Here is a 12,016-nt window from a genome sequence, read left to right on the forward strand (position 1 = left end):
TTTCCTGTGACTTTTCCTTACACCCTCACCCGTGTCGGCGTCCTGATGACCGCGGAGCCCGGCAACGAGCTCGAGGCCGAGGGGGTGCTGAACCCGGCGACCGGGCACACGCCCGACGGGCAGCTGTACCTGCTGCCGAGGCTCGTTGCTGCCGGCAACGTGTCACGGGTCGGGCTGGCCGCCGTGGTGCTCGACGACGGCGTGCCGGCCGGGGTCCGCCGGGAAGGGGTCGTGCTCGCACCGGACGAGGGGTGGGAGCGCGGTACGAACAACGCCGGCGTCGAGGATCCGCGGGTGACCTACGTCCCGTCGCTCGGGTTGCACGTGATGACGTACGTCGCCTACGGTCCGCTCGGTCCGAAGCCCGCGCTCGCCGTGTCGTCGGACCTGCGGGAGTGGCGTCGGCTGGGTCCGCTGCACTTCGAGTACCAACCCGACCTGGACACCGACCTGAACCTGTATCCGAACAAGGACACCGTCTTCTTCCCCGAGCCGGTGCCGGGTCCGGACGGCGAACCGTCGTACGCGATGCTGCATCGGCCGATGTGGGATCTGGGGTGGTTCCGGGAGGGGGAGGGCGTGCACCTGCCGGCCGGGATCACCGACGACCGGCCCGGCATCTGGGTGTCGTTCGTGCCGGTCGCCGCCGTCGAGGCCGACGTCCGGAACCTCGTCCACCTGCGCAATCACCGTCTGGTCGCGATGTCCGAGCACCCGTTCGAGGAGCTCAAGATCGGTGCCGGCCCGGCGCCGCTGCGGATCCCCGAGGGCTGGCTGGTCATCCACCACGGTGTCACCGGTGAGCAGCCGCAGGGTTTCGACCCGACCACCCAGAAGGTCCGGTACGCCGCCGGCGCCCTGATCCTCGACGCCGCGGACGTCACCCGCGTCGTCGCCCGGACCGCCGAGCCGCTGATGGTTCCGGAAACCGAAGCAGAAAAAGTCGGAACCGTCGGAAACGTCGTTTTCCCCACGGCGATCGAGGAGATCGACGGCATCCACTACGTCTTCTACGGCATGGCCGACGCCGCGATCGGCGTCGCCAGATTGGACCGGACCTCGTGAAACCGACCCGCCGCACCGTCCTCGGCGGAGCTGTCGCGGTAGCAGCCGGATCAGCGGTCACCCGGCCGGCTGCCGCCGCCCGTCGGCCGACCCAGCTCTCCAACCTCGCCCACCTGGACTTCCTGCGCGCCGCGGTCACGCCGCCCGCGACGCCGGGCCACACCACCTACGGTTCCGGGCCGATCGGCGTGCTTTGGACGTACGCCGAGCACCAGGCAGACGGGTCGTACCGGCAGGTCGGCGGCGGAACCTACGACGCCACGACGAACACCTACGGCCAGGGCGCGTACAACGCCGACGACATCGCGCGGGCCGCTGTGGTTTACCTGCGGCACTGGCAGCTCTTCCACCGTCCCGCCTCACTCGATGCGGCTCGCGGGCTACTGCGGGCGCTCACCTTCCTGCAGTCCCCGAACGGGAACGTCGTCCTGTGGATGCAGCCCGACGGCACCCTGCACCCGAGCGCTGAACCGGTCGAGCTCCCCGACCCGTCCGACTCCGGTCCGTCGTACTGGCTGGCCCGCACCGTCTGGGCGCTGGGCGAGGGGTACAACGCTTTCCGCCACACGGACAGCGTTTTCGCGAATTTCCTCCGTGGCCGGCTCGAGTTGGCGATCGCAGCACTCGACCAGCAGGTCCTGGTCCGGTACGGCGAGTACAACGTGGTCGACGGGCGCCGGCTCCCGGCCTGGCTGATCGTGAACGGTGCGGACGCGACGTCCGAGGCGGTGCTCGGGCTGGCGGCGTACGTGCGGGCCGGTGGCTCGGTGCCCGCACGCCGAGCCCTCGCCCGGTTCGCGGAGGGCATCGCGAAGATGAGCGCCGGTTCGACCCGGGAGTGGCCCTTCCGCGCGCTGCTGCCGTGGGGCGAGTCGATCTCGGACTGGCACGCCTGGGGCGCGCAGATGCCGTCCGCCCTGGCCGCGGCCGCGTCGGCCCTCGGGCGGCGCGATCTGCTGCCGCCCGCGATCAGCGACACCGCCGGCTTCACCCCGCTGCTGCTCACCGCCGGCGGCCCCGACAACGGCTGGCTCCCCGTCCCGATCGACCGGTCCCAGATCGCGTACGGCGTCGACGCCCGGCTGCAGGCTCTGCTGGCCGTCGACCGCCCCGGACCGAAGCAGCTCGCCGCGTTCGTCGCCGCGTGGTACTTCGGCGGCAACCGCGCCGGCGAAGCGATGTACGACGCCGCCACCGGCCGTACCTACGACGGCATCTCCGGCGACGGCGTCGTCAACCGCAACGCCGGCGCCGAGTCGACGATCCACGATCAGCTCTCGATGCTCGCCCTCGACGCCCATCCGGACGTCGCCCGCCTGTCCGGCGCCCCGACGTACGACGGGCTCCAGATCATCGAGGCCGAGTCCGCCACCGGCGGTCAGGTCGTCACTCCGCCCTCGGCCTGGACCGGAGAATCCCAATGGAGCAACGGCTCCTACCTGTCCCTCGACGGTACGGCGACCTGGATGGTGCCGGCGTCATCACAACAGCGACTGGTCCTGCCGGTGGTCAACCTGGTCGACAGCACCACCCCGGCCAAGACCACCTGGACCAGCGGCACGCGAACGCTGGGCACACTCACACACGTCTGCGGCCCGCAAGGCATCTCCGCTGCCCCTGGCGCGCTGCAGCCGCTGACCCTCGCCAACCCGCTGCCCGCCAACGCCACAGTTCTCAGTGCAACGTCCACGCGCACTGCTCAGTTGGACGCCATACTCCTTCTCCCGGTCGTCAGCAGCCTTCGTATCGGCGAGGCGACGTTGCTGGTGAGTGTCGACACGCATCCGCGCGTGGTGCCTGTGCCGGGCAAGCAGGCGTACAGCTACGACGCCGACGGTCAACTGGTTGCCCGGGGCTCGCGCGCACTCGTCGTACCGGGTGGGTTCACCGTCGTGGTCGGGTGAGCGCCTCGGCGCACCAGTTCGCGACGAACAGCAGGGCCTGGCCGCGTTGCTGGAAGAGGTGCCGGCTGTCGGCCTGCTGGTGGTAGGCGCTGTGCGTCGCGTCGGACGCGCGGCCGAGCAGGCCCGGGAGCAGCCACGCGTACTTCACGCCGGACGCCATCACCGCAAGGCGTACCTGATCCGGGTTTCCGCGCCAGCCCGCCTCGCGCAGGCCGTCGACGTAGTTGGTGATGCAGGTCTCGGCGAGTTCGGGCATCCGTTCGGCCGGCCAGAACAGGTCGAAAACGGCGTCCGGGATGTAGTTGCCGATGTCCTCGCCGAGCGCGCCGTCGCCGAGGAACGACCAGTCGAACAGCGCAAGCTCGCCGGTTGGTCGCTGGATCACGTTCGAGACCCAGAAGTCCAGGTGGCAGCGCGCGCGGGGGAGCGAGCCGACCAGCTTCAGCAGGGCGTCGCGGTGCACCAGGAGGGCCGTCCACGCCTGGCGGAGCTCGGGCGGCCAGTTGTCGCGGACAAGCGGCTGTTGCCAGGCGTCCTCGTCGGTCATCAGCTGCCACGGGACGACGCGGGTCGTCGAGTAGTCCCGGAGGAAACCGGTTGACGTCCACGGACGCTCGGCCGCCGGCAGTGCCTGCCAACGACCGCAGGCCCTGGCGAGTACGGCGTGTTCCGCGAGGCTGAAGTGCGTGCCCGGCGTACCGGCGATGTCCTCCATCAGGATCTCGGCACCGTCGGGCCGCTCGTCCACCTCGGCCCCCGGCAGCACTAGCCCCGCGTCGGCGAGCCGAGCGCGGAGTTCGTCGTCACGGTAGACCTCGAGCTCGCGACGCCAGTAGTTCCAGTGCCGCGGATCGGACGACGCCGCCCATGGACCCGTCTCGGTGGCCGGCCGCTTCAGTTCTTTGCGTACGGCGGTGTGACCGTCGGCGTACGTCACCCGCTCGACTTTCGCCGTCACCGCGTTGAGCGGGTTGTGCCGCAATGCCACCGTCCCGACCTCGGTCATGCCGAGCAGTGTGTCAGCCGATGAGGACCTTCGGTGGCAGTCCGGTGAGGGCTTTCACGTCGCGAGTCAGGTGTGCCTGGTCGGCGTACCCGGTGATCATCGCGACGTCGGCGAGCGGGAGGCCGGTGCGGGCGTGGTCGAGAGCGACGTTCATCCACAGCACGCGGTCGAGGAGCTTCGGGCCGTATCCGAACGCGTCCAGGCAGCGGCGGTGCAGTTGGCGCTCGCTCAGGCCGATGGTCCCGGCCAGGCGGGAGACGCCGGCGGTGCCGCGGAGCAGGCCGCTGCGGACACTGGTGAGGACCTGCGCGGTCAGCCCGTCCGTGGGTCCTTCGGCCAGCCGGGCGACTTCCAGGTCGAGCGCGGCCGGCTGGTCGGGCGCCGATCGGATCCGGTCCAGCAGCCGGCGCGTACGGTTCGGCGACCAGAGCTCGGCGAGCGGGACCTGTTCGTTGAGCAGCTCACGGGCCGGCACGCCGAAAAACCCCGGCGCGGCACCCGGCGCGAACCGGATCCCGGCGTACCGCGTACCCCGCGGCGCGCTCCCCGTCCACGCGCGGTTGTCCGGCCCGGCGACGTACAGCTCGCCGTCCATCAGCATCAGATCCATGCAACCGTCGGGCAGGATCCGGAACTCCCCGCCCTCCGCCGTGCGCGTCCAGAGCTCGGCCCCGGCGATACGCGCAGGCCGCTCCCGATACGGCTCGACAGCTACAGTCACCTCTCCAGTCTGCTACGCCCCACCGACAGTTTCACCGCAGCACTGATCACTGCGGCAGGATCACGTCCACGACCGGGACGTCGACCGGGAGGTACTTGACGAGGGCAACGTTCTCGCGGACCAGTTCGTCGCGCAGCGCGGCCCCGGTACGGCGGTCGATCACGGTCCGCCAGATCTCGTTCCGCCGGAAGTAGTCGCCACCGGCCCGCAGGAAGCGCTCGTCCTTCGAGAACACCCGGTACGACGACTCAGCCGGCACGTCGGCGAGGATCTCGCCCTCCAGGTACCGGTCGCCGACACCGACGCGCAGCTGGAACGTCTGGTCGGTGTCGTTGCGGAACTGCAGGTCCACGTAGTTGTAGACGATGCTGCAACCGACACCCCACGGCAGCACGCGGCCGTTGTCCGGGAACGGGTCGAAGCTGTGCGTGGACCGCTGCGTCACGGTCAACGGCGAGTGCAGGACCATCCAGTGCAGCAGGTTCGCGAGCTGGCAGATGCCGCCGCCGATCCCCGGTTTGGCCTGCCCGTTCGAGAGCCGCATGCCCTTCTGGTACCCCTTGCGGCGGGTCGCGTTACCGACCACCTTGTTGAACGAGAACGTCTCACCCGGCCGGATCAGCAGCCCGTCCACCTGCGCACACGCGAGCTTCAGGTTCGTGACCTTGTTGTGCTGCATCCACATCTCGGTCTCCCCGAGCTGGCGCAGCAGCAGCGACTTGTGGCGCTTGATCCGCACCGGCAGCGCGGTGCCGTCGTGGGTCCCGGCGTACGGCGTGCTGGACCGCATCCACTCGACGCGCTTCACGGCCCGGTGGTAGCGCACGGCCAGCGGGTACAGCAGCGGGATCCGCTCACTCCACCGCTTCCGCCGTACGGCCGGCAGCACTCGCGCGCGCTCGGCACCACTCAGCTCCTGCACCTCGATCCGCCACGACTTCGGCGTACCTTCATCCAGCGGTGTGACAGTTGTGCTCACAGACATACCCGTTTCCCCGAGTCCGATCCGGTCACCGTACGCCGCCGCGCCCCCGACCGCGTGACAACAGCAGCACAATCAAATTGCGCAATCTGAGACGCCCCACACCGGGAAAGAGTTGGCACCCGTTTTCGGCCGGGGTGGTGAGGGTGGTCAGTGACCAACGCGTCGCCGACCAGGTGGCCGTAGCAGGTCCGGGCCCGCGCCCTCGTCAGCCGAGCTCGAGCGCGGTGCACACCCACCGATTCCGACGTACTTCCAGCCGGAGCGCCACGGCCCGCGACCGCTCCCCGTGCCGCACATGGGCCGCAACCTCGGCAATCCCCGGCTCCGGCACGAACACCCGCACCGACCGCACCGTGCTCTTCTCCTTGGCGCTCCGCAGACCCGCAGTCGTGTTCAACCCGAGCAGCCGAACCCGCCGGTTCAACTCGAGGAACACCCGATCATTCGTAAACCGCACCAACTGCGAAATCGGACGATCTCCCACCAACACCTCAGAAACCGCCTGAGCCAACCTCCCACCCCACAACCGAACATCAGGCAGCACCGGCGCGTCCTCCCGCACCAAACCCCGCCGCCCAACGCCCCCACCGTCCTGCCGCCCACCCGCACGACCAACCGCACCGCCAGTGCCCGCACCCGCGGTATCCGCCGAAGCAGCTGCCGTAGCGATGGTGTTGGCGAGCACTGGGCTTGTGCCGGAACTGGTGGTGTTGGTTGTGATGTCTGGTGTGGGAACGGACTTGAGTGGTGCCTGGGCTCCGTCAGTCCGCTTAGGCACCGCGCTTGCCGGCGCGGGCGGGGTAGCGGAGACCCCGAGGCGAGTGATGGCCTGCAGCCGGAGCGCCAGAGCACCTTCCGTCAGCTCCCCGGAGTACCGCGCCGTCGCCGGCACGGAGTGCTCCCCTTCCCCGCGCACCGACCGCAACCGAGGCCGAGTAACCGCCTCAAACATCCCCGACCCCGACAGCTCGCCCGCACCACCAACGACCGAGCCGTCAACAGCCGAGATCCCGACCGCCGAGCTGCCTGCGGTACCACCCTCCGAGCCACCCGCGACACCAGCCGTCGAGCCGTCGGCAGTACCAGCCGCAGGCCCGTGCGCAGTACCAGCTGTGGAAGTGACGGCCGTGCCGGCCGTTGACTCGCTTGCGGTGGGGCCGGCCGGAGCCTCTGCTGGTCGGGTGTCGGCCTCGTCGGCTTCCGTGGTGGTCGGGACCAGGGTGAGGTCCGGGGCGGTGGGGGTGGGGAATTGTTCGGGGAGCTTGGGGAGCGGGTTGACGGGCATGGGAGCCTCCGGGGCTTGTGGTGCAGACGTGCCGGGGGTAGGAGCGGGGCGAGCGTTGGGCGTGTGCGTCGTACCAGCGGGGTCCTCAATGCCTGTGGGTACGGCGGTGAGGGGAGCTTTGGGCTGGAGGTCGTCCGGCTGGAGGCTGTGCTGGCTCATGTCACTGCTCCTGTTGATGAGGCGGGAGGCGGTCGCCGTGGGGTGCGGGCGGGGTGCGGAGGACCTGCCCGGGGAGGATGAGGTCGGGATCGTTCCCGATCACGTGACGGTTCGCGGAGTACCAGTCGTGCCAGCGGGCTGCGATTGCTTCGTTGGTGGCGGACGGGCCGAGCTCGCGGGCGGCGATGCTCCAGAGCGAGTCACCTTCGCGTACGACGACGCTCACCGGGACGGCCGGCCGTAGGTCGGTGTACCGCGTGGGGGCTCCGTCGGTAGGCCGATCCGGCACACCCACACGCCCATCGGGCTGCTGAGCACCAGTCGTCCGCTGCGACGATCCGGTGCCCTGCCCAGGCGTGGTCGGACTACCCGAGCCCGTGCGCTCGGCGGCTGGCTTGGTGGGGGTGATTTGGAGTTCGGAGGGAGGCTCGGTGGCGCGGTAGTCGGCCTGGTCGGTCGCGCCGATCTCGAGGTGCGAGGCCTGCTCGGTTGCGCGGTAGTCGCCTTGCTGGGTGCCGCCGATCTCCAGCTTGGAGGCCGCCTCGGTGGAGGTGAACTGGGTGGCCGACTGGGGGTCGGACCGGGTGACGTGGCGGACGTGGGCCGAGTCGGTCGGTGCGGCGTGGGCGACGCCGACGGTAAGGGGCGTGACGGCCGCGACGCCGAGGCCGGAGCGGAGGAGGGCTCGGGCGGTCTTCGTGGTGATCCTGCCCGCGACGGCGCCTGCGAGCGCGCCGACCACACCGGGGACCTGCTCGAGGACCGTCAGTACGACGGCCAGCGCGAGCCAGCTGTACGCGATCCAGGCGATCGTGCCGACCGCCAGTACGGTCAGCGAGTCCAGGTCGTACGTGCGCAGGCCGCTGATCGAACCGGCGGTCATCCAGCGCAGCAGCCACCCCAGGCCGGCCAGTGCGAGCACCGCGAGGATGCCTTTGAGGGCCCGGATCATCGCATTCATCCCGCTTCGCTCCCGACCTTTGAGTTTGCGTTAGTTTGCTTTGGCTTGATCACTATAGACCGGTACTAGGTTGCCTTTGCAAGTCCTTAACGCACGCTGCGTCGGTTTCCGCTGCAGAGGGTGAACGGCGGCACCCGGGACCGGTAGGTTCACGGTCATGCGGTGGGATGCGTTGTTCGCGGACCTGGAGTCGCAGTTCGAGGCGCTCCAGGAGGGAGATCTGTACGGCGAGGTGGCCGACCGGATCCGGGCCGAGGTCGGGAAGATCACCGTCCTGGACCGGCTGCGCGGCGCGGTGAACACGGTCGTCCGGGTGGAGGTGAACGACGCGGACCCGGTCCGAGGGCTGCTCAGCCGGGTCGGGAAGGACTGCCTGCTGATCGAGACCGAGCGCTACGAGGAGTGGCTGATCCCGGTCGAGGCCCTGGTCGCCGTACACCGGCTGGGACCGTGGGCGGAGCCGGCCGTCGGCGCGGTGGAGGGCAAGCTCGGCCTCGCGCACCTGCTCCGCGGGATCGCCCGGGACCGCTCGCCGGTGACGCTGTTCTGCTCCGGGGGTGGCCCGGTCACCGGGACCGTCGACCGGGTCGGCGCTGACTTCCTGGAGATCGCGGAGCACCCGCTGGACGCGCCGCGCCGCCGTACCGAGGTCTACAACGTCCGCCTGGTGCCGACCCAGGCGCTCCGGGCCCTACGCCGCCGCTGAGCCGAGGGCTAGAGGTGGGCGTCCTCCGAGGCGTCCACCTCTTCGCCGAAGGGGTGGGTGTCGATGAACTGCTTGGTCTCGGTGTAGAGCCGCTCGATGTACTTCTCCAGCTCGGCGGACTCCACCCGCCACTGGCCGCGGCCGCCGATCTTCACGGCCGGGATGTCGCCGCGGCGGACCAGTGCGTAGACCTGGTTGGCGGAGATGTTCAGGACCTCGGCGACGTCGGCGAGCTGGAGGAACCGGGGACCCGGCATCGTCGTACTCCTTCACGTAGTAGCTGGTTCCTTCAGTTTGCCACGGTTGGCGGGTGGATGACCCAGTTTGTCCCCAGGTCATGACAGCCTGTGGATGACCGTTCACGGCCAGCTCGGGGACCAGGCAGAATGTCCGCCGACAGGCGATCGATCGACTGGGGAGACGACGTGGTCGACACACAGGTGCGAAGCGGGTTCGGGGCAGCGGCTGCTCCGGCGCAACGCAGCCGCAAGGCGCGCTGGAAGGACGGCCGCCTGGTGCTCGGCGTCCTGCTCGTCGCGGTGACCGCGTTGGCCGGCGCCAAGCTGCTCGCGTCCGCGGACGACACGACCACGGTCTGGGCGGCCAAGCACGAGCTCCGGGTCGGCAGCCCGCTGACCGACGACGACCTGACCACGGTCCGGGTGCGCTTCACCAGCAGCAACGACTCCGGGAAGTACCTGTCCGCCGACGCGGACCTGAAGGGCCTGGTCGTCGGCCGCGCGGTCGGGCCGGGCGAGTTCGTCCCGAAGGACGCCGCGGTTCCGAAGTCCGACCGGGAACGCACCGAGATGCCGCTCTCGGTCGCCACCGGCCACCTGCCGCCGGACCTCGCGGTCGGCGACGCGGTCGACGTCTGGGTGGTGCCCAAGGAGGAGGGCCACCCCGCGTCCCAGCTGTGGACCTCCGTCCGGGTGCTGCAGGTCGACTCGGTGAAGGGTGTCGCCGGCGGTTCCGCGCGCCGGCAGGTGACGATCGATCTGGCGGCCGCCGACCAGAGCCGGATGGGGACCTCGCTGGCCGCGATCAACGCCGGTGAGCCGACCCTGGTGCGGAAGGCCGGCTGATGTCGATACCGGTGCTGCTGGCCGTCACGGGCGCTCCGTGGGAGGCGGATGCTGTACGGCGGACCGAGCACGCGCCTGGGATCCGGGTCGTCCGGCGCTGCGTGGACATCGCCGACGTGATGGCCGCGGCCGCCAGCGGGCAGGCCCGCGCGGTGCTGGTCGCCGACGCGATGGCCCGGCTGTCGTCGGACGCGGTCGCCGCCCTGCATTCGCGCGGCATCGTCGTACTGGCCCTGGTCGACCCGCTGGAGACCGGTGCACCGTTCGGCGCCGAGGACCGGCTGGCCCGGATGGGGATCGAGCGGATCCTGCCCGCCGACGTCAGCCCGGCGGACCTCGGTCGCGCGGTCGCCGACGCGGTCGAGTCCGGACCGCCGGTCGCCAGCTCGCACTTCGCGGGCGGGTTCGTGCCGCTGACCCCGGAGGACGCGGCGAACCCGCGGCCGCCCGCGTTCCCGCAGGGCACCGGCCGGCTGATCGCGGTCTGGGGCCCGACCGGCGCCCCCGGGCGTACGACGGTTGCCGTCAACCTGGCCACCGAGCTGTCGCTGCGCAGCGTCCCGACCCTGCTCGCCGATGCGGACGTGTACGGCGGGACCGTCGCGCAGATGCTCGGCATGCTCGACGAGACCTCCGGCCTGGCCGCCGCCGCACGGTCCGCGTCGAACGGCTCGCTCGACACGGTGATGCTCGCCCGGTACACCCGCGAGGTGAACCCGCATCTCCTGGTGCTGTCCGGCCTCAGCCGAGCCGACCGCTGGACCGAGCTGCGGCCCGCGGCGGTCGAGTCGATCTGGGCGACGGCGCGGACCCTGGCGCCGCTGACCGTCGTCGACGCCGGCTTCTGTATCGAGACCGACGAGGAGATCTCGTTCGACTCGCTGGCGCCGCGCCGCAACGGCGCGACGGTGTCGACGCTCGAGGAGGCCGACGAGGTGATCGTCGTCGGTACGGCGGACCCGGTCGGCCTGACCCGCCTGATCCGGGCGGTCCACGAGGTGCGCGCCGTCGTGCCGTCGGTCGGCGTCCGCGTGGTCGTCAACCGGCTCCGCTCCGGCGCGCTCGGCGGCTCACCGGGCGAGGCCGCGACGGATGCCCTGCAGCAGTACGCCGGGGTCGACCGCGCGGTCCTCCTGCCGTACGACCTGACCGCCACGGACACCGCGATGGCGCACGGCCGCAGCCTGGCCGAGGCGGCGAAGTCGAGCAAGCTCCGCAAGGCCTTCCAGCAACTGGCCGCCGACGTCGCGGAGGCATTCCATACAGTCCCTGCCTGAACCTCAGGGTTGATCCGGGGGAGATCCCGACCGACAACGGCGTCCCGACCTGACAGGGTTGAGGCATGTCTGAAGTCCAGAGCCACCCGCGGGGCACGATGAGTACCCAGCGGCGGTACGGGATCGCCATCTCGGTCGCGCTGGTCCTCGGCGGTGCCTACTGGGCGCTCACCGGCGTGACCGAAGGCACGAAGAACGACCAGAGCAGCTACCCCGTGCAGGGCACCGAGCTGCTGGTGAATGGTGCGTCCGCGACGATCGAGGTGCGGCCCGGCGACGGCACCGAGGTGAAGGTGGAGCGGCAGTTCGAGCGGAACGTGTTCGGCTCTGACCCGAAGGACAGCTACAACGAGGGCCGGCTCGAGCTGGACAGCGGCGGCTGCGGGTTCCTGTCGTTCGGCTGCAGGACGAGTTACGTACTGACGGTCCCGCGCAACGTGAAGCTGACGCTGGAGGCCAGCAGCGGCCACGTCACGGTGTCCGGGCTCGAGGCCGGCGCGGACCTGAAGACCAGCTCCGGCAGCATCGAGGTGCACGACGTCAGCGGGCCGCTGGACCTGCGCTCGAGCTCCGGCAACCTGGACGCCGACGGCCTGACCTCGACGGCGGTGTCGGCGCACAGCAGTTCCGGCAACCTGGCGCTGGAGTTCGCCGCCGTTCCGCAGTCGATCGACGCGAAGGCGAGTTCGGGCGACGTGTCGATCGCGATCCCGCCCGGCGACACGACGTACAAGCTCGCCACCGACACCTCCTCCGGCGACCGGTCGGCGAACGTGAAGAGCGACCCGAACGCGACCCGGACGATCACCGCGCGGACCTCCTCGGGCGATGTCAGCATCGACTACACGCACTGAGCACACTG

Annotated in this window: 12 protein-coding genes; 6 read left to right on the forward strand and 6 right to left on the reverse strand. The window is 70.5% G+C overall.

Translation table 11 applies throughout. From position 1 onward, the window contains the following. Positions 1–6: 6 nt before the first annotated feature. Together JOF29_RS31905 and JOF29_RS31910 are read left to right on the forward strand one after the other, a co-directional pair. On the forward strand, positions 7–1,065 hold the full coding sequence (locus JOF29_RS31905) for a glycoside hydrolase family 130 protein (protein WP_307863798.1): 1,059 nt from the start codon (positions 7–9) through the stop codon (positions 1,063–1,065). Beyond that, positions 1,062–2,969, forward strand: coding sequence for a hypothetical protein (locus tag JOF29_RS31910; RefSeq protein ID WP_209698099.1), 1,908 nt, complete (start codon positions 1,062–1,064; stop codon positions 2,967–2,969). Before JOF29_RS31905 ends, JOF29_RS31910 begins: the two co-directional genes overlap by 4 nt. Here the strand turns inward: JOF29_RS31910 and JOF29_RS31915 are convergent. The 5 genes from JOF29_RS31915 to JOF29_RS31935 all read right to left on the reverse strand — a co-directional run bounded on the left by JOF29_RS31915 (position 2,950) and on the right by JOF29_RS31935 (position 8,086). Beyond that, positions 2,950–3,975 carry an aminoglycoside phosphotransferase family protein gene (locus JOF29_RS31915; protein ID WP_209698100.1) on the reverse strand — a complete coding sequence of 342 codons (1,026 nt, stop codon included), beginning with the start codon at positions 3,973–3,975 and terminating at the stop codon, positions 2,950–2,952. The two genes, JOF29_RS31910 and JOF29_RS31915, sit on opposite strands and share 20 nt — an antisense overlap. A 13-nt stretch (positions 3,976–3,988) precedes the next feature. Continuing rightward, a complete protein-coding gene (locus JOF29_RS31920) occupies positions 3,989–4,696 on the reverse strand; it encodes a DUF6597 domain-containing transcriptional factor (protein WP_307863799.1) in 708 nt (235 codons plus the stop codon). Positions 4,697–4,742: 46 nt separating this feature from the next. Further along, a complete protein-coding gene (locus JOF29_RS31925; protein WP_307863800.1) occupies positions 4,743–5,675 on the reverse strand; it encodes a VanW family protein in 933 nt (310 codons plus the stop codon). A gap of 211 nt (positions 5,676–5,886) precedes the next feature. After that, on the reverse strand, positions 5,887–7,125 hold the full coding sequence (locus JOF29_RS45660) for an Rv3235 family protein (protein WP_307863801.1): 1,239 nt from the start codon (positions 7,123–7,125) through the stop codon (positions 5,887–5,889). A gap of 1 nt (position 7,126) precedes the next feature. Then, positions 7,127–8,086 carry a LysM peptidoglycan-binding domain-containing protein gene (locus JOF29_RS31935; RefSeq protein ID WP_209698103.1) on the reverse strand — a complete coding sequence of 320 codons (960 nt, stop codon included), beginning with the start codon at positions 8,084–8,086 and terminating at the stop codon, positions 7,127–7,129. 157 nt (positions 8,087–8,243) lie between these two features. Between JOF29_RS31935 and JOF29_RS31940 the strand changes: the two genes are divergently transcribed. Then, complete coding sequence (locus JOF29_RS31940) at positions 8,244–8,792, forward strand: hypothetical protein (protein WP_209698104.1); 549 nt, start codon at positions 8,244–8,246, stop codon at positions 8,790–8,792. A gap of 8 nt (positions 8,793–8,800) precedes the next feature. Here the strand turns inward: JOF29_RS31940 and JOF29_RS31945 are convergent, their stop codons facing one another. Beyond that, positions 8,801–9,049: a helix-turn-helix domain-containing protein gene (locus JOF29_RS31945; protein ID WP_209698105.1), complete on the reverse strand. Its 249-nt coding sequence runs from the start codon at positions 9,047–9,049 to the stop codon at positions 8,801–8,803. A gap of 129 nt (positions 9,050–9,178) precedes the next feature. Between JOF29_RS31945 and JOF29_RS31950 the strand changes: the two genes are divergently transcribed. The 3 genes from JOF29_RS31950 (at position 9,179) to JOF29_RS31960 (ending at position 12,008) form a co-directional block, all read left to right on the forward strand. Beyond that, positions 9,179–9,877 (forward strand): CpaB family protein, encoded by a 699-nt coding sequence (locus JOF29_RS31950; protein WP_245359654.1) that lies wholly within the window; start codon positions 9,179–9,181, stop codon positions 9,875–9,877. Further along, a complete protein-coding gene (locus tag JOF29_RS31955; RefSeq protein ID WP_209698106.1) occupies positions 9,877–11,154 on the forward strand; it encodes a CpaE/TadZ family protein in 1,278 nt (425 codons plus the stop codon). The genes JOF29_RS31950 and JOF29_RS31955 overlap by 1 nt, the downstream gene beginning before the upstream one ends. A gap of 65 nt (positions 11,155–11,219) precedes the next feature. Beyond that, positions 11,220–12,008 carry a DUF4097 family beta strand repeat-containing protein gene (locus JOF29_RS31960; protein ID WP_209698107.1) on the forward strand — a complete coding sequence of 263 codons (789 nt, stop codon included), beginning with the start codon at positions 11,220–11,222 and terminating at the stop codon, positions 12,006–12,008. Positions 12,009–12,016: the final 8 nt, after the last annotated feature.

Origin of the sequence: Kribbella aluminosa, from assembly GCF_017876295.1 — a bacterium.
Classification (GTDB): domain Bacteria; phylum Actinomycetota; class Actinomycetes; order Propionibacteriales; family Kribbellaceae; genus Kribbella; species Kribbella aluminosa.

Coding starts and splice junctions, on each gene's coding strand:
- JOF29_RS31940 (WP_209698104.1), top strand. CDS start 8,244: ATGCGGTGGGATGCGTTGTTCGCGGACCTGGAGTCGCAGTTCGAGGCG.
- JOF29_RS31945 (WP_209698105.1), bottom strand. CDS start 9,049: ATGCCGGGTCCCCGGTTCCTCCAGCTCGCCGACGTCGCCGAGGTCCTG.
- JOF29_RS31915 (WP_209698100.1), bottom strand. CDS start 3,975: ATGACCGAGGTCGGGACGGTGGCATTGCGGCACAACCCGCTCAACGCG.
- JOF29_RS31960 (WP_209698107.1), top strand. CDS start 11,220: ATGTCTGAAGTCCAGAGCCACCCGCGGGGCACGATGAGTACCCAGCGG.
- JOF29_RS45660 (WP_307863801.1), bottom strand. CDS start 7,125: ATGAGCCAGCACAGCCTCCAGCCGGACGACCTCCAGCCCAAAGCTCCC.
- JOF29_RS31935 (WP_209698103.1), bottom strand. CDS start 8,086: ATGAATGCGATGATCCGGGCCCTCAAAGGCATCCTCGCGGTGCTCGCA.
- JOF29_RS31950 (WP_245359654.1), top strand. CDS start 9,179: ATGTCCGCCGACAGGCGATCGATCGACTGGGGAGACGACGTGGTCGAC.
- JOF29_RS31955 (WP_209698106.1), top strand. CDS start 9,877: ATGTCGATACCGGTGCTGCTGGCCGTCACGGGCGCTCCGTGGGAGGCG.